Origin of the sequence: Streptomyces sp. NPDC057002 (assembly GCF_042673825.1) — a bacterium.
GTDB lineage: Bacteria > Actinomycetota > Actinomycetes > Streptomycetales > Streptomycetaceae > Streptomyces.
This window is the reverse complement of the sequence record NZ_JBHURZ010000001.1, coordinates 1,261,061-1,280,815: the sequence shown is the minus strand read 5'-3', so window position 1 is coordinate 1,280,815 and position 19,755 is coordinate 1,261,061. Positions and strand designations below refer to the sequence as shown.

Here is a 19,755-nt window from a genome sequence, read left to right as displayed (position 1 = left end):
ATTCCTCAGCTCTCTCGCCGTTCGGTACCGGCCCGCAGCTCCGCGCGGAGCGCCTCCGGGGTCCACTTCTCGCGCAGCGCCCGGCGCAGGAGATCCGCCTGCGAGGGCGGGGCCAGGCCGTCGACCGGCGGGTCGCTGTCGAGGTTGGTGGGGAAGGGGTAGCCCTCGGCGCTCGCCGCGATCACCCGGTCCAGCCATGCCTGGTCGGCACCCTCGGCCCCGCGCTTGAGCAGCGCCGGGTACACCGCGTTCGCCACGGCCTCCCGGTCCACCGTCTCCATCGCCCGCCCGAACGCGGACGACACCTGAAGCAGATTGGCCATGCGGCGGATGTCCGCCGAGCGGTTGGTGCCGGCCGCGTGGAAGAGCGCCGGGTTGAAGAAGACCGCGTCGCCCTTCGCGAGCGGCAGCTGCACCTGATGCGCCTCGAAGTACGCCCGGAACCCGGGGAGCCGCCAGGCGAGATAGCCGGGCTCGTACTTCTGCGAGTGCGGCAGATACATCGTCGGCCCGGACTCCACCGGCATGTCGCAGTGCGCGACCGCGCCCTGGAGGGTCAGCACGGGGGAGAGGCGGTGCACATGCGCGGGGTAGGCGGCGGCGACCTCGTTCGGCAGGAAGCCCAGGTGGTAGTCCCGGTGCACGCTCTGCGCGGCGCCGCCCGGGTTGACCACGTTGAGCTGGGAGGTGACCTGGTAGCCGGGGCCCAGCCAGGCCGAGGCGACCAGCGCGAGCACCTCGTTGGCGTAGTAGTCGGCGAAGGCCTCCGCGTCGTACAGGGCCGCCTTCTCCAGCGCGTTCCACACCCGGTCGTTGGCGCCCGGCTTCGCGAAGTGGTCACCGGCCGTCGCGCCCGAGGCGCGCTGCTCGGCGATCAGGGCCTCGAACACGGCGGTGGCCCGGTCCACGACCTCCGGGTCGGGAAAGGCACCGCGGAAGACGACGATGCCGGGGCCGTCGGCGAGCGCGCGGGACAGTTCGGCCTGGACCACCCGGTCGCCCTCGAGCAGACCGGCCTCGTAGACCGGCACGTTCCGCTCCACGGCGGAGGCGTGCGGATAGTCGGCGGGGTCCGTCGCCTGCTCGACCAGGGCGCGGAAAGCGTCGAGATCGCAGTCCTGCTCGGACAGCCAGGCACGGTGGTGTACGGAAGTGAAGGACATCGTCGTCCCTTCGGGGTCACGGAGCGACGCAGCCCTGTCATTCTTGTCAGTACAAACCCCTCGAACAACCAGCAGCGACCCATCAAAAACCCCTCAAGGAGCCGGAGCATGGGCCACCCCTTCCCGATCCGGGAGATCGCCCGGCAGGCGGGACTGAGCGAGGCGACCGTCGACCGGGTGCTCAACGGCCGGGGCGGGGTGCGGGAGAGCACCGCGCGGGAGGTGCGCCGCGCGATAGCCGACCTGGACCGGCAGCGCACCCAGGTCCGGCTGGTGGGCCGGACGTTCATGGTCGACATAGTGATGCAGGCACCCGAGCGCTTCACCACGGCGATCCGCGCCGCCCTGGAGGCCGAGCTGCCGTCCCTGCACCCGGCGGTGCTGCGCTCCCGCTTCCACTTCCGCGAGACCGGCCCGGCCGGGGAACTGGTGCGGAACCTCGACCGGATCGCCCGGCGCGGCTCGCAGGGCGTGATCCTCAAGGCCCCGGACGTCCCCGAGGTCACCGCGGCCGTCGGCCGGCTCGAAGCGGCCGGCATCCCGGTCGTGACCCTGGTGACCGACCTGCCCGCCAGCGCCCGCCGCGCCTATGTCGGCATCGACGACCGGGCGGCCGGGGCGACGGCCGCGTATCTGATGGGACAGTGGCTCGGCGACCGGCCGGGCAACATCCTCACCAGCCTCAGCAGCGGCTTCTTCCGCAACGAGGAGGAGCGCGAGATGGGCTTCCGCGGCGGGATGCGCGCCCGGCACCCCGAGCGCACGCTGGTCGAGATCGCCGAGGGGCAGGGCCTGGACGCCACCCAGTACGACCTCGTGCGGGCCGCCCTGGAACGCGACCCGGAGATCCGCGCGGTGTACTCGATCGGTGGGGGCAACATCGCCACGCTCAGGGCGTTCGAGGACCTCGGCCGCGAGTGCGCCGTGTTCGTCGCGCACGACCTCGATCACGACAACACCCGGCTGCTGCGCGAGCACCGCCTGTCCGCCGTGCTCCACCACGACCTGCGCCAGGACGTGCGCGAGGCCTGCCACACCGTGATGCGGGCGCACGACGCGCTGCCGCCGGCGGGCCCGACCCTGCCGTCCGCGATCCAGGTGGTGACGCCGTACAACATGCCGCCGCAGGCCGCGGGTGTGTGAGGCGGGGTGAGGACGGCATACGGCCGGGCGTGGATGCCGAACGTGACGCGGCGCGGCCCTTACCGTCGTCCTCATGTGGACATCGCGCCCGGACGGCGGCCCCGACCGGTTGCTGACGCTCGCCGACGGTGTGTTCGCCATCGCCATCACGCTGCTGGTCCTGGACCTCTACGTACCGCGCGGACTGGACGCGGACCAGTACGACCAGGCCCTGCGCCGGCTGCTCCCGGACCTCGGGGCCTACGTGCTCAGCGTCACGGTGCTCGGCAGTTTCTGGCACGACCACCGAAGGATCTTCCGTGATGTGCGGGAGGTCGACGGACAGGTGATCACCCTGTCCATCGCCGGACTGGGGGTCGCGGCCCTGGTGCCCTTTCCGACCAGGCTGCTCGCGGAGTACGGCGACGAGCCCGTCTCGGTCGCCGTCTACGCGGCGGCGGTCGCCGCGATGGGCGCCGGCCACCTGGCGCTCGCCGCCCTCCTGGCCAAACGCCCCTGGCTCCGCCACGGCACCCCGTCGGAGGCCGGCACGACGCTCTACCTCCTCGACAGCGCCACGATGGTGGCGGTGTTCGCCGTGACCGTCCCGCTGGCCCTGGTGATCGGCTCCCATGCCATGTGGCTGTGGCTCGTCCTCGTCCCGGTGAGGTTCCTCCTCGGCCGCCGCCTCCAGAAGCAGACCTGAGACGTCATGCCCGCGCGGACACGTCCGCCCACGCGCCACTGGCCGCCGACCGCGCCATCGCGTCCAGCGCGGCGGCGCTGTGCACGGCGTCCGTGAGTGTCGCCCCGTGCGGGGTGCCCTCCGCGACCGAGCGCAGGAAGCGGTACGCCTCGATGACCTTCAGGTCGTCGTACCCCATCGAGTTCGCCGCACCGGGCTGGAACGCGGCGAACTCGCCGTGGCCCGGACCGACGTACACCGTGGTGACGGACTGGTCCTGGTACGTCGTGCCGCGGCTGACGCCCAGTTCGTTCATACGGCGGAAGTCCCAGAACACCGCACCCTTCGTGCCGTGCACCTCGAAGCCGTAGTTGTTCTGCTCGCCGACCGAGACCCGGCAGGCCTCCAGCACTCCGCGCGCCCCGGAGGCGAAGCGCAGCAGACAGCTGACGTAGTCCTCGTTCTCGACGGGGCCGACCTCGCCGCCGGAGGCGCGGCTGTGGCCCGCGGTGGCGCCGGTCGGGCGGGCCCGCTCGGGCAGGAAGACCGCGGTGTCGGCGGTGAGGGACGTGATGTCACCGAGCAGATGCCGGGCCAGGTCGGTGCCGTGCGAGGCCAGATCGCCCAGCACCCCGCTGCCGCCCCGCTCCCGCTCGTACCGCCAGGTCAGCGCGCCCTCGGGATGAGCCGCGTAGTCGCTGAACAGCCGGATGCGCACATGCGTGACCGTGCCGATCTCTCCCGAGGCGATCAGCTCGCGGGCCGCCTCGACAGCGGGCGCGTTGCGGTAGTTGAAGCCGACGGTGCCCTGCACACCCGCCTTCGCCACCGCGTCCGCCACCGCGCCGGCGTCCTCGGCGGTCAGCCCCACCGGCTTCTCGATCCAGATGTGTTTGCCCGCCTCGGCCATGGCGACGCCGATCTCGCGGTGCAGGAAGTTCGGCGCGGTGATGCTGACCGCCTTCACCCGAGGGTCGGCGACCACGTCGCGCCAGTCACGCGTCGTCGAGGCGAAGCCGAACTGCGCGGCGGCCTCCTCGGCCCGGCCAGGCACCTCCTCGGCGACCGTCACCAGCTCCGGGACGAGGGGCAGCCGCGGATAGTGGTGCCGCACCCGCGCGTACGCCTGGGTGTGCACCCGCCCCATCCAGCCGAAACCGATGACGGCGACGCCGAGCGTGTCCACCATGAGAGCCCCTCTTTGGACCGTTCCAGAACCTGTCCAGCCCACCCTGAGCGCGGTTTCCCGTGCCTGTCAACCCTTTGACAAGCCGGTGAGCCGCATGGAACGGTCCATCCCATGAGACCGCCGACGATCCGTGACGTGGCCGAACGGGCCGGCGTCTCCAAGTCGCTGGTCTCCCTGGCGCTGCGCGGCTCCGACCAGGTACGTCCCGAGAAGCGGGAAGCCGTGCTCCGGGCCGCCCGGGAGCTGGGCTACCGGCCCAACGCCGCCGCCCGCAGTCTCAGCGAACAGCGCACCCGCACGGTCGGCGTGCTGCTGAACGATCTGCGCAACCCCTGGTTCGTCGACCTCCTCGACGGCCTGAACTCCCTGCTGCACGCCCACGGCCTGCACATGCTGCTGGCCGACGCGCGCCTCAACCGCCGCACCGGCCAGGACCCGGCCGACCCGCTGCTGGACCTGCGTGTGGACGGGCTGGTCGTGGTCGGCACCCTGCCCGACCCGGCGGCCCTCGGCGCGGTCGCCGCGCGGATGCCGGTCGTCCTGGCCGGTGCCCGCGAGCCGGTGCCGCCCGGGGTGGACCAGGTCGCGGGCGACGACGAGAAGGGCGCCCGGCTGGTCACCGAGCACCTCATCGGCCTCGGCCACCGCCGCATCGCACATCTCGCCGGCTACGGAGCCGTCGGCGAACTGCGCCGCCGCAGCTTCGAGGCGACGATGCGGGAGCACGGCCTGGCGGACCGGGCCGTCGTCGAGACCGGCGACATGACGGAGGAGGGCGGCTACCGCGCCGCCGTCCGCCTCCTCAACCGCCCCGACCGGCCCACGGCCGTCTTCGCCGTCAACGACATCACCTGTGTCGGCGCCCTCTCTGCGGCGGAGGAACTGGGCCTGCGCGTCCCGCACGACGTGTCCCTCGTCGGCTACGACAACACGAGCATCTCCCGGCTGCGCCATCTCTGGCTCACCACCGTCGACAACGCCGGCCACGAGGTCGGCCGCCGCGCCGCCCGCTTCCTCCTCGACCGTTTCGAACGGCCCGGGGGAGAGGGACGCGTGCACCTGGCGACGCCGACGCTGGAAGTCCGCGGAACCACGTTTCGTTTTCAACGAGGCTGATTCCGGCGGGATTTCCCGAGTCGCCGCTCCTGACCGGCGGGACTAGAATTTATCCCGACACCCCCAAATCCGAGAATGCCAAGGCGGCTTGGCGTTTTCTTCCTTTCCCTCCAGATGCACTGGAGGAGGCATCATGGATCCGCACCGCGCCGAACAGCAGAGGAACATGCCGGGCCCGGAGGCCGACAAGCCGCTGAGAATGGTTCCGGATGTGGGTGAACACGCGGACGCCGACGGTGTTCTGCGGGCCTACGCGGATCCCGGGGCGACCCTGACCCGCGCCCCGACGGCTCGCAAGGCCATCGACCGTTTCATGAAAGCGCGGTCCAGCGACCTCAAGACCGGCGGCCTGGACTTGCGGGAGATGGATTCGGCCGAAGGCGCGGCCACCCTGCGCGTGCGCTACCAGCAGTTCCACCACGACCTGCCGATCGTGGGCGCCACCGTTCAGGCCGTCGCCGATGTGAAACAGGCCGCCGTCATCCAGGTCGACCACACGGCGGAGGTCGATGTCACGGATGCCCCCGACCCCGGCACGGCCCAGCCGCTCGACGCCGTGCGGAAGAACGCCCTCGCGCCGTTCCAGGGCGATTTCGCGTCCGTCGGCATCGTCAGGGACGAGCTGGTGTATCTGCGGGACACGACCAGGCCCCCATTGCCGGAGACCGACTATCCCACCGCGTCGATCGCCCTGCTGAAAAAGGGGCGGAAGCCCGACGGCGCCCTCCATCTCGTGCACGATCTGCTCGTCGAGACCACCGGCCCCTTCGAGCATTTCCGGGTCGTCATGGACGCCGTGTCCGGGAAACTGCTGTGGCTCGCCCTCGCGGGGAAATATGTGACGGCAGATCTCAAGGTCTTCATGCCCGACCCCGTGACCGAGTCCGACGACGGCACGGTGCACGGCCGTTCCAGCACGGCCACCCTCGACGCCCTCTGCCACGACGTCCAAGCGGAGGTCGCTCCCGCCGTCGGGGGCAGGTTCCGGCTCGACGGGGACTGGTTCAGGTGTATCGACCGGGACAGCCCGGCCTTCCCCCAGCCGGAGGAGACGTCGCCGCACTTCTCCTACCGGACTTACCCCGCCGACCGTGCCTTCCTGAGCGCCAACGCCTACTACTGGCTCGACTCCTTCGCGCGCTACCTGCGCGGTCTGGGCAACAGGGCGCTCAACACCAACATGGTCAAGGTCGACGTGGACGCCCAGGCCCACAACGGCGCCGACCAGAGCTCGTGGCTCGGCTCGGCGACGCCCCCGCGGATCCGCTTCGGCGAGGGCGGCGCACCCGACTCGGGCGACCTCGGGGTCATCGCCCACGAGTACGTCCACGGCGTGTTCCAGTGGCTGGACGCCCAGCACGGTGGCTCTCTCGCGTATGAGCACAGCGTCTGTGACGCGCTCCCCGCGATCTACCGCGACCGGTTCAACCCCCACGGACACCGGCGCACGGAGACGTTCCCCTTCGACAACAACGCGACCGACCAGTGGAGCACGGTGCGACGGCTCGACCTCCCTCAGCGCTTCGACGCGCCGGCGTTCAACGGCTTCGACTTCAACCTGCGCAACTCGATGCTCGGCACGGCACTGTGGCGGTGCTACCTGGGCATGGGAGGCGACTCGCCCGATCCCGCTGTACGGATCGCGGCGGCCGACGCGATCAACAGGACGATGCTGGAAATGCTGCTCATCGTGCCGGACGACACAACCTCGGCCCGCGGCCATGCCGTGAGTATGGCCAGAGGCTGCATCACGGCCGACTCCACGCTCACCGGCGGCCTCTACAGCAAGGTGATGGACGAGGCCTTCGTGAACCAGGGACTGTGGGCACCGCGGCCGGTGGACGTCTACATCGGCGACAACCCCGCCGACCTCGGCGCCGTGCCGAGCGGTGTGCCGTTCTGGACGTCGCCGGACATCTGGGTCCGCAACAACGACATCAGCACCGGGGACAATCCCGAGCTCGGTCACGAGCCGCCCATCGGCAACCGGCCCAACTTCCTCTATGTACGGGTGCACAACCGAGGAATCCAGGAAGCCGCGAGCGGAGCGTTCCAGGTGGAGGCGTTCGCGTGCGATCCGGGCACGGGGATGCTCTGGCCGACGCACTTCCGGTCGCTGGGCAGTCTGGTGATCGACCAGCCGATCCCCGCGGGCGGGGCGGTGCGGGTGGGACCGCTCGTGTGGACCCCGCAGATCGCCGACCAGGAATGCCTGGTCGCGGTCGTGCACGGAGCCCCCGACCCCGCCATCACCGCCACCCTCAACGGGCCCGTGCCACACGGTCAGCTGGTCCGGTTCGACAACAACGTGGCGCAGCGGAACGTGGTGCCGCAGCTGGCCGTACCGGGCGGCAAGACGCACATGGCGAGCACGCTGCGCGGCGGCCTCGCCAAGACCACCGGTTCCTGGCAGCTGGACGCGACGGCCCTGCCGGACGACACCCGGGTCTCGATCCGCACGCTGACCCGCGTCACGCAGAACGCGGAGCTGACCGGCTGCACCGTGACCGAGACGGGCGCCGTGCGCTCCACGCTGGAGATGCCCGGAGGCGGAACGGCCGTCGTCGACGGGTTCACGCTGGAGCCCGACGACCGGGTGGCGGCCGACATCACGATCGACTTCTCCCAGCACGCGGAGCATCTCCGGCTCTATCCGTTCGTGGCCACCCAGTACCAGGACGGTCAGCTTGCGGGGCGGATGACCATCCAGATCACGGCCGTGCGGGAACTGGAGGACTTCTTCTTCGGCAACCCGCACAGCGGCGAACTGCACATCTCCACCTGCCCGCACTGGTCCAGGCTCGGCGCCGGCAGCAAGGTGCCCTTCCTGCGCGCCGAGGACGCGCTCGCCCGCGGCTACAACGGCTGTGCCTACTGCCGACCCGCCCGCCACGCCGGCTGAGGAGACGGGAGATGGACCGCGACGTACTCGAGGGCCTGCCCCTCGCGCCACCGCTCAAGGGCCATCCGCCCAGCCCCGCCGAACCCTTCGTACCGGCGGAACGCGGGGTGGCGGGCAAGCGGGCGGACGAGTCGATCGCCCCGCTCGTCGCCTCGGTGTCGGCGGACGCGCTGCGCGACACCGTGGAGGTCCTGGCGGACTTCCCGACGCGGCACACCTTCTCGCCGTTCATCGGACCGGCGGCCGACGAGGTCGCCGGCCGCCTGTCGGCGGCGGGATACCCGGAGGTGACCAGACGCACCTGGACCAACGCCGGTCACAGCGCCGACAACGTGATCTGCACCAAGCCCGGCACGGCGGTCGACGGGCCCGTCATCATCCTGTGCGCCCACTACGACTGCCGTATGCAGAACCCGGACGACGCCACGGCCCGCGCGCCGGGCGCGGACGACAACGCCAGCGGGGTGGCCGCGACCCTGGAGATCGCCCGCCTGCTCGCCCCGGTCGCCCTGGGCGGCACGGTCCGGTTCGTGGCCTTCTCGGGCGAGGAACAGGGGCTCTGGGGTGCCACGGCGTACGCGGCGGCGCTCCAGGCCGCGGGGGTCTCGGCCCTGCGGGTGGTGAACCTGGACATGGTGGGCAGACCTCCCGCGGACGGCACCGTGACGGTGGAGCGCGACCTGGGGAACGCCGTGCCGGGCAACGACGCCGCCTCGCACGCCTTCGGCGAGGTCATGGCGCAGGCGGCGGCGGACCACACGGCGCTGCCGGTGCGACTGGGCCCCATCTTCGCCAGTGACTACATGCCGTTCGAAGCGCGGGGCGACGTGGCGATCGGTGCGTACGAAGGGGAGGGAAACCCGCACTACCACCGGACCTCCGACGCCCCGGACACGCTCGACTACGGCTATCTCGCGGACATCACGAGATTCACCCTGGCGACCGTACTGGCCGAAGCCCTGCCTGCGTGAGTCCTCCCTGAATGAGCGCCTGCGGGCAATCTGGCCGACAATGGTCGGCTGCGTCACCCTCTTCTCCCTGGCCTCCGGCCTGTGCGCGATCGCGAACGGCGTCGCGGTGTACGGCCTCGGCCGCACCCTGGCCGGCATCGGTCTCGGAGGTCTGCTGCCCACCGCGATCAGCATGGACTCCGACTACGCCCCGCGCGGCCGCGGCGCCCTCACCATCGGCCTGCTGATGACGGCCCACCACACCGGCGGCATCCTCTCCGCCTACGTGGCCCTGGGTCGTCGAGCCGCTCGGCTGGCGCGCCGCGTTCTGGGTCTGCGTCGCCCCACTGCTCTTCGTGCCGGTGCTCGCGAAGTACCTGCCCGAGCGGCCTGCTCCTCGTCTACGGCGTCGCCACCTGGCTGCCCACCCTGATGCGCGGCGAGGGCTACGAACTCGGCTCCGCCCTCACCATGCCGCTCGCGCTGACCTTCACGGTCGTCTTCCTCACCGGCGTCTTCCTCAACAGCGCCCAGACCATGGTCTATGCGACCGTCTCCATCCGCTCGGCCCCTCAGAGCCGTGCCACCGCCGTCGGCTGGACCTCCGGCATGGGCCGCTTCGGGGCCGTGTTCGGGCCGGGCGCTGATCGGCGCGCACTGACCGGGGGAGCGGACCACGTGGGTGTCGGCAGACATCAGGCGATAAGGGGTGCATCGCCCGTGTCCGTCTCAACCTGTATGCCCTGGTAGGGAGTTACCGTCGACTTAGCGTATTGTTTGCGGCATATGCCCGGGAGTCGAGCTCCCCAGGGCGCGCGATCGCGCAGGCGAAGGGGGAACACGACGTGGACGAGACGCGGCACCGACTCGTCCGGCGTGCCGGACTGATCGGGGGTGCCGTCCCGGCACTCCTGGCCGTCGCGGCCTGCGCCGGCCACGCGACCAAGGCGGAGATCCCCTGGTGGGCCGTCCTCGCCGTCGCCGTCTCGACCGTGGGCCTCGCCGGCCGGGCCGGGGCCCAGATCGGCCGGAGCCCCCACGAGGGCCGCGAGGCCGAGGCCCCTCCCCGGGTGCGGTAGGGTTGACCTGCGTGATCACGCGGTTCACCCGCGCGAGACGCATCGGGACGTGGCGCAGCTTGGTAGCGCACTTGACTGGGGGTCAAGGGGTCGCAGGTTCAAATCCTGTCGTCCCGACTTGTGAGAGTCGCGGCTGAGGGCCGGTTTCGGAGGCATCCGGAACCGGCCCTCGGTCATGTTCGGGGCCCTGTCGCGTACAGCTCCCGCCTCGACGTCGTGAAGCGTGCGAGGGCGTCCGGGAGGGGGGTGATCCCGATGCCCGGGGACGTGGGTACGGGGAGGTGGCCGTCGTGGAGGGTGAAGGGTTCCGTGATGTCCTCCGCGAAGTAGCGGCGGGAGGCAGAGGTGTCGCCGGGAAGGGTGCAGCCCGGGAGGGCGGCCAGCGCCAGGTTGGGAGCGCGGCCGATGCCCGTCTCCAGCATGCCGCCGCACCACACCGGCACGCCCTGGGCGGCGCACACGTCGTGGATGCGTCGGGCTTCGAGATAGCCGCCGACGCGGGCCGGCTTGACGTTGACGACCCGGCAGGCGTCCATCGCGATCGCGGACGCGGCGTCGCGCGCCGAGTGGATCGACTCGTCGAGGCAGACCGGGGTGCGCAGGCGCTGCTGGAGCCGGGCGTGGGCGTGGAGGTTGTTCTCCTCCAGCGGCTCCTCGATCAGCAGCAGCCCGAAGGCGTCGAGTTGCCGCAGATGGTCGGCGTCGGCGAGCGTGTAGGCGGTGTTGGCGTCGACCTGGAGCGGTAGTGCGTCGCCGAAGCGTTCGCGTACCGCGCCCACCGGCTCCACGTCCCAGCCCGGCTCTATCTTCAGCTTGATACGGAGGTAGCCCTCGGCGAGGTAGCGCTCGACGTCGTCCAGCAGTTCGGGCACGGAGTTCTTGATGCCGACCGAGACGCCCGCGGGCACCCGTTCGTGCACCGATCCCAGGAACGTCGCCAAAGACATTCCGTAGGCGCGGAGTTCGGCGTCGAGGAGGGCGGTTTCCAGGGCCGCCTTGGCCAGCTCGTGGCCCTTGACGGAGGCCATGGCGGGGGCGACGGCCGCCGTCGTAGGCTCGGGGAGAGCGGCCACGCGCGGCAGCAGGAAGTCCCGGACGACCATCTCGGCGCCGGCGACGAACTCCGAGCAGTACAGGGGCTCGGGGTCGGCGGCGAATTCCGACCAGCCCTCGGCCTCGTCGGTCACCACGTGCAGCAGGAAGGTGTCCTTGCTGGTCATCGTCCCGAACGAAGTGCGGAACGGGGTGACGAGCGGGATGGCGACGTGGAGCAGTTCCACGCGTTCGAGCTTCATCGCTGCCTCTCGTGGGACGTCTCGTGGGAAGGCTCGCCGGGGCTGTCGCACGGCGAACGGGTCAGCAGGTACCAGCCGTCGCGTGACATGGCCGTCGCGCGCAGGCCCTCGGCGTACGCCTCGGTGAACACCCCGCGGACGGCGTGCCGCCACTCGAGCGCGAGGGCCGGATCGGCGGTGCGCAGCGCGACGATGTCCTCGGGCACCCGGCACCACAGCCGGTCCGCGTCGCGCAGGGCGAGCGGCCCGCCGTCCGGTGCCCGGGTCACGACGCCGGCCGCCGAGCGGTCCGCGGTGGGGTCGTCCGTGCGCGTGGTCCCCGTCGCCAGGTTCCACGTGATGGTCAGCCGGTCGCTTTCGTCGCCGTCGTTCACGCCGTCGTTCATCGGCCCGTAGAAGTCGACCAGGTACTCGCTGCCGACCGCGCCCAGCTTGACCAGGTTGAAGCGGGCGTTGCGGCGGACCAGCGGGTCGAAGGTCCAGCGCATGGTGGTGGCGCCCCGCTCCAGCGCCCACACCCGCTGCGCCTGCTTGACCGCGAAGCCCACGCCCCGGCCCGCCCCGGCCGCCGCCGCGACGAACGAGTACACGTCCCGCTCGGCGGGCGCGCCGAACACCGCCACCGTCGCCCCGGCGAGCCGCTCGCCCGACGGTCCGGCGGCGTACGCGGCGTGCACCGCGCCACCGGCGTGCACCAGGCTGTGCAGCACCTCGGCCGGGTACGGCGGGGTGGCCCTGGGCGTCTGCCACACGTCGGCGAGGAAGCCGGCCACGGCGTGGATACCGGCCACGTCGTGCACGGTACGGACCGTGACCCCGGCGGTGCGGGCCGCGGCGTCGGCGACGCCCGCCCAGGCACCGGGTGCTGTTCCCCCGGCCGCGCGGGGTGCTTCCGCCGGCCCGGACCCGGCGGCGGAGATCGTCACAGGTGTCATGCAGTGAGTCTCCGGCGCCGGGGCCGGGCGGCCGTTGTCGGCAGGCACAATGAAGGCATGTGCCTCTGTTGCGATCGGCCAAGGACGACCGCGAACAGGGTCCGATAGAAACCCGCCGACCCCTCCCTACACCACCGTCCCAGGAGCCCGACCACCCATGGACGCCCGCACCCTCGAGGAACTGATCGGCACCCTCGGCGAGCCCCTGCTCCGCGTGCTCACCGCCCCGGCGGACGGCCTGGCCACGCCCGTCTCCGAGATCCTCCTGTACGGCCACGGGGACCCGTTCCCGAGCAGCGCGCCCGGTGCCCTGGTGCTGACCGTCGGGCTGCCGCCGGGCCAGGTCGAGCCGCTGGCGCGCGACGCCGCCGCGGCCGGGGTGGCCGGACTCGTCGTACGGGGCGAGGTCTCGCGGCCCGAGACGGTGGCCGCCGCGAAGGCCCACGGCCTCGCGCTGCTCGCCGTCGACGAGGACGCCGCCTGGCATCACGTCCATCTGCTGCTGGCCTCGGCGATCGGGTCCCGGCCGGGCCCGGGGGACGGCGACGCGGCGTTCGGGGACCTGTTCTCGCTGGCCAACGCGGTGGCCGCGGCAGTGGGAGGCGCGACCGTCATCGAGGACGCCCGGCAGCGGATCCTGGCGTACTCCACCCTGCCCCGGCAGACCGTCGACGAGGCCCGGCGGCAGGGCATTCTGGGCCGTCAGGTGCCGAGCAGCCCCGAGAACAGCGAGCAGTACCGCGTCATGTTCGCCGCCCCCGGCCCCGTACGCCTCGCCGCGCTGGACGGCGAGGAGCTGCCGCGGCTCGCTGTGGCGATCCGCGCGGGCGGCGAGACGCTCGGGTCGGTGTGGGTCGTCGACGACGGACAGCTCGCCCCCGGCAGCGAGGAGGCGCTCACCCGTGGCGCGTCCACGGCCGCCCTGCTCATGCTGCGGGCGCGGGCCGGCGAGGAGCTGTCCAGGCAGCTGACCGGCGACCTGCTGCGCCGGCTCCTCGACGGCAGCGCCGATCCGGGCGCCGCGCACCGCCTCGGCTTCGCCGAGGGAACCCCGGTACGGGTCGTGGCCTTCGCCCTGGAAGGCGCCGAGTCCACACCCGACGAGGAACAGACCGCGCCGCGGCTGCTCGACCTCGTACGGCTGCACTGCGAGGCGCGGTACGGGCGGCACGCGTGCGTGCTGGTCGACGGGCGGGTGTATGCGCTGCTGCCGGTGACCGGTGCGGAGCCGAGCGGCTCGGGCGGGCGGAAGGAGCGGCACCGGCGCCTTGCCGAGGACATCGTGCGGCGTGCGGCTCAGGCGCTGCGGATCCGGGTGCGGGCCGGGCTGGGCGAGGCGGTGGCGGAGCCGGCGGCCGTGCGCGGCTCGCGGGACGATGCCGACATGGTGCTGCGGGTGCTCGGCCCGGAGGAGGACGTCGCCGTCGTGACGGAGGTACGGGCCCGGGTCACGCTGCTGCGGCTGCGGGAACTCATGGCCGGGCAGCGGGCGTTGACGGCCGGGTCCTGGCGGGAGGTCCTGGCGTACGACGCCGGGCACGGCACGGACTACGCCAGGACCCTGGTGTGCTGGCTGGACGCCGGGTGCGACGTCGCGCGGGCGGCCAGGCTGCTCGCCGTCCACCCCAACACCTGCCGGTACCGCCTCAGACAGGCGCAGCAGCACCTCGGTGTCGATCTTGACGACCCGGACGAGCGGTTGGTGCTGTGGCTGCAGTTGCGCACGCTCGGGGGGCTGAGCGGCACCGGCCCGTTCTGACGCCGTGGGTGGTCAGCCGCTCAGCCAGGCGGCGAGCCGCCGCTCGCACTCCAGCAGTTGCCCGATGTGCACGTACTCCCCGGCGGTGTGCGCCAGCGTCGGGTCGCCGGGGCCGTAGTTGAGCGCGGGCGTGCCGAGCGCGGTGAAGCGGGCCACGTCCGTCCAGCCCAGCTTGGGGCGGGGCACCGCACCCAGGGCCTCGACCAGCGAGGCAACCGGTCCCCGGCCGAGCCCGGGCAGGGACCCCGGCACCACCTCGGTGACCTCCACCTCGTACTCGGGGAACAGTGCGCGCAGATACGCCTCCGCCTGCTCGGGCGAACGGCTCGGCGCGAAACGCAGGTTGACGCTGATCACGCAGGTGTCGGGGACGACGTTGTCGGCGATGCCCGCGCGGACGGCGACCGCGTTCAGCCCCTCGCGGTACTCCAGTCCGTCGATGACGATCCGCTCGGCGCTGTGCTCGTCGAGGCGCCGGAGCACGGCGGACGCCCGGTGCGCGGCGTTGACGCCCCTCCAGGAGCGGGCGGTGTGGGCACGCTCGCCGCGCACCATGATGTCCGCGTTCAGCACGCCCTGGCAGCCCGCCTCGACGCCCGCGTCGGACGGTTCCATGAGGACGGCGAGGTCCGCTTCGAGCAGGTCGGGGCGGTCGGCGGCGATGCGCTTCAGACCGTTCCGGTCGCCGGCGACCTCTTCGCACTCGTAGAAGACGTACGTCACGTCCCGCACCGGTGCGGCGAGGCCGGCGGCGAGCCGCAGGGCGACGGCGACGCCGCCCTTCATGTCGCACGCCCCGAGCCCGTACAGCCGCTCGCCGTCCAGCCGGGAGGGCAGGTTCCCGGCGGCCGGGACGGTGTCCAGGTGTCCGGCGATGATCACGCGCTCGGCGCGGCCCGTATCGGTGCGGGCCACGACGGAGTTGCCGATGCGTACGACGGTGAGGTGCGGGTGCGCGCGCAGCGCGGACTCCACGGCGTCGGCGAGGCGGGCCTCCTCGCCGCTCTCGGAGGGGGTGTCCACGAGGGCTCGGGCCAGGCCCACCAGGTCCAGCGCATTCACCGGGTCCAGCGGGATCATTCGGTGCTCTCCTTCTGAGGCGCGTCCCGGCCGAGCCGGGAGTGCCTGATGCCGTAGAACGCGTAGACGGCCATTCCGGCGGCCATCCACAGGCCGAACGCGGTCCAGGTGGCGGCGCCGAGTCCCCACATCACGTATCCGCAGCACAGGGCGCCCAGCGTGCAGGTCAGGGGCGCGAGCGGCACCCGGAAGCTGCGCGGCGCGCCGGGGCTGCGCCGGCGCAGGATCAGAACGGCACCGTTGACCAGTGCGAAGGCGAACAGTGTGCCGATGCTGGTGGCGTCGGCGAGCGCGCCCAGCGGTACCAGGGCGGCGAGCACCATCACGAACGCGGACACGATGACGATGTTGGCGCGGGGCACTCCGGTCCGTGCGTGGACCTTGGCGAACAGCGGCGGGACGAGACCGTCACGCGCCATCGAGAACAGGACGCGGGTCTGCCCGTACTGCACGGCGAGCACGACGCTCGTGGTGGCGACGACCGCCCCGATGGACAGCAGGACGGGCCACAGATCGCCACCGCCGACCGAGTGGACCAGCACCTCGCTGAGGGTGGCCTCGGTACCCGCGAACCGCTGCCACGGCATCGCGCCGACCGCCGCGACGGCCACCGCGCAGTACAGCGCGGTGATCAGCCCGAGGGAGAGAAGGATGGCGCGCGGCAGGTCGCGCTGTGGGTTCTTCGCCTCCTCACCGGCGGTCGAGGCGGCGTCGAAGCCGATGTACGAGAAGAACAGCGAGGCGGCGCCCGCGCTCACCCCGGCCATGCCGAGCGGGAACAGCGGCTGGAAGTTGCCGGCGCGGAACGCGGTGAACGCGACGGCGCAGAACAGCGCGAGGGCCGCCACCTTCACCGCCACCATGACCGCGTTCACGACAGCGCTCTGCCGGGAACCGCGCAACAGCACCATCATGGCGAGGGCGACGATCGCGGCGGCCGGGATGTTCAGCACGCCGCCCGCGCCGGGCGGGGCGGCCAGCGACGCGGGCAGTGTCCAGCCGGCGGTGAGCTCCAGCAGCTCGTTCACGTACTGGCCCCAGCCGACCGCGACGGCGGCCACCGAGACGCCGTACTCCAGCACCAGGCACCAGCCGCAGACCCAGGCGGCCAGCTCGCCGAGCGTGGCGTAGGTGTAGCTGTACGAGGACCCGGCACCGGGGATCATGCCGGCCAGCTCGGCGTAGGACAGGGCGGAGAACAGCGCGGTGAGCCCGGCGAGCACGAAGGAGAACACCACGGCCGGGCCCGCTTCGGGCACCGCCTGGCCGAGCACGACGAAGATCCCGGTGCCCAGCGTGGCACCCACACTGAGCAGCGTGAGCTGGGTGAGCCCCATGGTCCGGCGGAGCTGACCGCCGCCGGCCTCCGCCACCAGATCGGCGACGTCCCGCCGCCGTGTCAGCCTGCCGCGGATACCGGCCTCGCCAACGGATCTCCGCGGCCTGGTTCGCACACTGTCCACGCGTTCACTCCTCCCACGACTCCCGCTTCGGCCCTTGATGATGCGGAACGGGGGCGTGGAGAGGGGTGTGCGCGTCGGCCAAGGCGACGGAGGCCGCTTTGGCCTTCCGGCCAATGCCTCGCGCACATGGGTTTGCCGTGGCGACGGCTGGAAAGGCGCTCTGTGATCATCGGATGCGACAATCCGGTGGACAGTGAGCAAAAAGCCAGAAAAGCAAGAAAGAGGAGGTTCGATGTCCTCGAAGCGACGTCGCAAGAAGAAGGCCCGCCGCAAGAACGGCGCGAACCACGGCAGCCGTCCGCAGTCCTGAGAAAGTCCTGCGGGCGCGCCGACGCATTTCGGGTGGGTGGCATGCGCCACCCACCCGAACGCGTTCGCCGGCGGGGTACGACCAGGTCCGTCAGATCAGCAGCGCCTCCGGCACCCCGTTCCTGCGTACCCACTCCGCCCGGTGCTCCGCCGCCAGGGCCAGCCCCCGGCGCCGGGCCTCGGCCGGTACCGGGAGGCGGCACAGGCCGTCGAGGGTCTCCAGCATCGTCCGGGCGAAGCGCTGTCCCAAGGGCGTGAGGCGGCCGGAGGCCAGCAGGACCTCCGTGGCTTCCCGGGCGCCGGTGCGCCAGCGGACGAACTGGGCCTCGGCCCGGGCGAGTTCCCCGGGGTCCTGTTCCACGGCCCGCCGGCGGTTCCAGAAGTCCGTCACGCCCAGGTGCGCGTACGCCCCGTGGAACAGCCCGAGCAGGGGCCGCGGGTCGGGGCGCCACGGCGCGTAGTAGCGCTCCCCGCCGCCGGGCTCGAACAGGTCGAACAGGTGCAGTACGGCGGCGAACTTGCTGTGCTGCAACTCGTGGGCGATGGACAGGGCGAGACCGCGCCCGGTGCGGGGCCGGGACAGGGCCATGGAGCCGAACGCCTCCGCGCTGCTGCCGCTGAAGCTGCCGCTGCTGTCGAGGGGGACCAGGGTGCGGGGGCCGGCGGCGAGTTCGGCGTAGGTCACCGGGTGGTGGGACCGGAGTATGTCGCAGGCTTCCCGGGTCGTGGCCTGCCACCAGCGCAGCTCGTCCGCCGTCAGGCCCAGGGGCGGTTCCTGTACACCCGGGAAGCGCAGCGGGTCGAGGTCGTCCAGGAGCAGCGGTGCTCCGGTGTCCAGTACCAGGAGCCGGTGCGCAGCCCGCCACCGTCCCGCCGAGCCGTACGGGGCCCGGGGCACGTCGACCGGACCGGGCACGGCACTCCGCCCCGCCACCCCGATCCGTGCCCCTCCGGCGGCACCGACCAGCACCTCGGCCACGTCACCCGGGCAGGCGCCGGGGAAGCGCGCACCACCGAGCGAGGGCAGGAAGACCAGGTCCGTCGTCAGAGGCCACCGCACCCGTGCGGGCACACCCGCGCGGACCGCCGCGGCCGCGGCGAGTGCGCTGAAGCGCTGGATCGGCGGCTCGCTCGCAGTATCGGCCCCCGCCTCGCCCTCGACGACGCGGTCCAGGCGGGCCAGCAGGCCGATCAGCGCGGTGCCGGCCGACGGGTGCGACAGGACCGCCGACACCGCCCGGGCATCGGCCCGATGGGCGGCGGCGAGGAGTTCCCAGGCCTGTCCGGCCGTATCGGCCACGCCGTCGCCGATGCCACGGGCGGCCTCGGTGACGGCGTGGGCGCAGGCCAGGCGGCGGCTGTACTCGGCGCGCGCGAGCAGCTCCAGGGCCTCGGCCCCGCCGCCGCCCGTCGCGAGCGCGGTGAAGAGCCTGCCGGGCACACGGAGCGGCATGGGCCTCATGCGGCTTCCGCCGGGGCGCCGCGCAGCCGGTCCAGGTCCCCGGCCAGCCGCTCCCTGACCCGGTCGATCAGAGCGGTCAGATCGGCGCAGTAGACACTGGGGTTGGCGAACCCGGTGGCCGGCAGGTAGCGGTTGGCGTAGTGGCCGCCCCCGCACACCCGCAGCAGCCGGCAGTCGCGGCACTGCGCGGACAGCCCGTCGGCGCCCCACTGGCGGGCCGCCACACCCGGATGGCGCAGCAGCGCGTCGAAGGAATCGCGCCCGACGTGCAGACCCGTCCGCGCGGCACCGTGATACGCGGTGCGCAGCGTGTCGTCCTGGGCCAGGGAGCCGTCCGTCTCCACCACGGCGTACCGCACCGGGGCCAGACCCAGCGCCTCCGTCTCCGGGGCGCCGCCGAGCAGCAGCGTCATCATGTCCTCGAGCAGCCGCACCCGGGTCTCCCGCCGTCGGGCCCCGTACCACCGTTCGAACACCCGCCACAGCCAGTCCGCGTACGGCGTGCCCGGCAGGCCGGGCCGCAGCCCCGGCGGGGGAGTGTGCCAGTTGCCCTGCGGCAGCAGGAAGTCCACCGCCGGCGGCCGGTAGGTCAGCAGGTGCTCGTAGCAGCGCACCGGATCGTTGCGCAGGTCGACGGTGCACAACAGGCCCGCGAACAGCTCGCGATGCGGCCCGTCGGCCAGCAGGCGCAGAGCGGCGGCGACCCGGGCGTGGCTGCCCCGCCCGTCGGCGCCGCGCCGGTGCCGGTCGTGTGCCGCGCGGTCGCCGTCCAGACTGACCGAGACCCGGATCCCGTGCGCGGCGCACAGGTCGAGCCAGCGCTCGGTCAGCCGTACGCCGTTGGTCTGCAGCGCGAGGTGCAGCCGTACCCCGGGGCCCACGGCGGAGCGCAGGACCGAGGCGGCACGTCCGAGAGCGGCTTCCCCGGCGAGCAGGGGCTCGCCCCCGTGCAGCACCACCCCGGCCTCGCGCACCCGGTGCGCCGCCAGATGCCCGGCGACACGCTCGGCCGTGCGGTCGAGGACGTCCGGCGCCATGGTGCGCGGCTGCTCACGCCAACTCGTGTCGTGCGAGCGGTACATGTAGCAGTAGCGGCAGGCGAGGTCGCAGCGGCTGTGCATCTTCAGTACGAAGGAGTGGAACGGGAGGGGCACCCATCCGGCGGCTTCCCTCGCCACGACGTCGTCCGCGACCGGCCACGGCGGCTCCGCATGGCGCAGTCGATTCATACGTACCCCCCGGTTCG

Annotated in this window: 16 protein-coding genes, 1 tRNA gene and 1 pseudogene; 10 read left to right on the top strand and 8 right to left on the bottom strand. The window is 72.4% G+C overall.

The genetic code is table 11. The features are described from left to right. Nucleotides 1–5 precede the first annotated feature (5 nt). Nucleotides 6–1,163, bottom strand: coding sequence for a phytanoyl-CoA dioxygenase family protein (locus ACFT32_RS05725; protein ID WP_382486178.1), 1,158 nt, complete (start codon nt 1,161–1,163; stop codon nt 6–8). Between the two features lie 108 nt (nt 1,164–1,271). Between ACFT32_RS05725 and ACFT32_RS05720 the strand changes: the two genes are divergently transcribed. After that, a complete protein-coding gene (locus ACFT32_RS05720; protein ID WP_382486176.1) occupies nt 1,272–2,306 on the top strand; it encodes a LacI family DNA-binding transcriptional regulator in 1,035 nt (344 codons plus the stop codon). A gap of 73 nt (nt 2,307–2,379) precedes the next feature. Further along, nucleotides 2,380–2,991 (top strand): TMEM175 family protein, encoded by a 612-nt coding sequence (locus tag ACFT32_RS05715; protein ID WP_382486174.1) that lies wholly within the window; start codon nt 2,380–2,382, stop codon nt 2,989–2,991. 4 nt (nt 2,992–2,995) lie between these two features. On the opposite strand, the gene ACFT32_RS05710 is transcribed toward ACFT32_RS05715, so the two are convergent. Then, nucleotides 2,996–4,159, bottom strand: a complete 1,164-nt coding sequence (locus ACFT32_RS05710) for a Gfo/Idh/MocA family protein (protein ID WP_382486172.1) — start codon at nt 4,157–4,159, stop codon at nt 2,996–2,998. 111 nt (nt 4,160–4,270) lie between these two features. Here ACFT32_RS05710 and ACFT32_RS05705 point away from each other — a divergent pair, with 111 nt between their 5' ends. The 6 genes and pseudogenes from ACFT32_RS05705 (at nt 4,271) to ACFT32_RS05680 (ending at nt 10,323) form a co-directional block, all read left to right on the top strand. Beyond that, nucleotides 4,271–5,275, top strand: coding sequence for a LacI family DNA-binding transcriptional regulator (locus ACFT32_RS05705; protein ID WP_382486171.1), 1,005 nt, complete (start codon nt 4,271–4,273; stop codon nt 5,273–5,275). Nucleotides 5,276–5,408: 133 nt separating this feature from the next. Beyond that, a complete protein-coding gene (locus ACFT32_RS05700; protein WP_382486169.1) occupies nt 5,409–8,177 on the top strand; it encodes a hypothetical protein in 2,769 nt (922 codons plus the stop codon). A gap of 11 nt (nt 8,178–8,188) precedes the next feature. Continuing rightward, nucleotides 8,189–9,148, top strand: a complete 960-nt coding sequence (locus ACFT32_RS05695; protein WP_382486167.1) for a M28 family metallopeptidase — start codon at nt 8,189–8,191, stop codon at nt 9,146–9,148. Between the two features lie 40 nt (nt 9,149–9,188). Then, nucleotides 9,189–9,796: pseudogene (locus ACFT32_RS05690) on the top strand (MFS transporter); the annotation flags it as partial. Between the two features lie 176 nt (nt 9,797–9,972). After that, complete coding sequence (locus ACFT32_RS05685) at nt 9,973–10,206, top strand: hypothetical protein (protein WP_382486165.1); 234 nt, start codon at nt 9,973–9,975, stop codon at nt 10,204–10,206. A 43-nt stretch (nt 10,207–10,249) separates the two neighbouring features. Continuing rightward, a tRNA-Pro gene (locus ACFT32_RS05680) sits at nt 10,250–10,323 on the top strand. 56 nt (nt 10,324–10,379) lie between these two features. On the opposite strand, the gene menC is transcribed toward ACFT32_RS05680, so the two are convergent. Next, on the bottom strand, nt 10,380–11,501 hold the full coding sequence (gene menC / locus ACFT32_RS05675) for an o-succinylbenzoate synthase (RefSeq protein WP_382486163.1): 1,122 nt from the start codon (nt 11,499–11,501) through the stop codon (nt 10,380–10,382). Then, nucleotides 11,498–12,436: a chorismate synthase gene (locus ACFT32_RS05670; protein ID WP_382486161.1), complete on the bottom strand. Its 939-nt coding sequence runs from the start codon at nt 12,434–12,436 to the stop codon at nt 11,498–11,500. The genes menC and ACFT32_RS05670 overlap by 4 nt, the downstream gene beginning before the upstream one ends. 157 nt (nt 12,437–12,593) lie before the next feature. On the opposite strand from ACFT32_RS05670, the gene ACFT32_RS05665 reads away from it, so the two are divergent. Beyond that, entirely contained in the window at nt 12,594–14,195 is a 1,602-nt protein-coding gene (locus ACFT32_RS05665) for a PucR family transcriptional regulator (protein WP_382486159.1), read from the top strand. Between the two features lie 12 nt (nt 14,196–14,207). On the opposite strand, the gene dapE is transcribed toward ACFT32_RS05665, so the two are convergent. Further along, nucleotides 14,208–15,275 carry a succinyl-diaminopimelate desuccinylase gene (dapE, locus tag ACFT32_RS05660; protein WP_382486158.1) on the bottom strand — a complete coding sequence of 356 codons (1,068 nt, stop codon included), beginning with the start codon at nt 15,273–15,275 and terminating at the stop codon, nt 14,208–14,210. Beyond that, nucleotides 15,272–16,738 carry an amino acid permease gene (locus ACFT32_RS05655; protein WP_382486156.1) on the bottom strand — a complete coding sequence of 489 codons (1,467 nt, stop codon included), beginning with the start codon at nt 16,736–16,738 and terminating at the stop codon, nt 15,272–15,274. The genes dapE and ACFT32_RS05655 overlap by 4 nt, the downstream gene beginning before the upstream one ends. Nucleotides 16,739–16,970: 232 nt before the next feature. Here ACFT32_RS05655 and ACFT32_RS05650 point away from each other — a divergent pair, with 232 nt between their 5' ends. After that, nucleotides 16,971–17,048 (top strand): 50S ribosomal protein bL37, encoded by a 78-nt coding sequence (locus ACFT32_RS05650; protein ID WP_370443954.1) that lies wholly within the window; start codon nt 16,971–16,973, stop codon nt 17,046–17,048. A gap of 90 nt (nt 17,049–17,138) precedes the next feature. Here the strand turns inward: ACFT32_RS05650 and ACFT32_RS05645 are convergent, their stop codons facing one another. Both ACFT32_RS05645 and ACFT32_RS05640 read right to left on the bottom strand, forming a co-directional pair. Beyond that, nucleotides 17,139–18,500, bottom strand: coding sequence for an aKG-HExxH-type peptide beta-hydroxylase (locus ACFT32_RS05645; protein ID WP_382486154.1), 1,362 nt, complete (start codon nt 18,498–18,500; stop codon nt 17,139–17,141). Between the two features lie 5 nt (nt 18,501–18,505). Next, nucleotides 18,506–19,738 (bottom strand): FxsB family cyclophane-forming radical SAM/SPASM peptide maturase, encoded by a 1,233-nt coding sequence (locus tag ACFT32_RS05640; RefSeq protein WP_382486152.1) that lies wholly within the window; start codon nt 19,736–19,738, stop codon nt 18,506–18,508. Nucleotides 19,739–19,755: the final 17 nt, after the last annotated feature.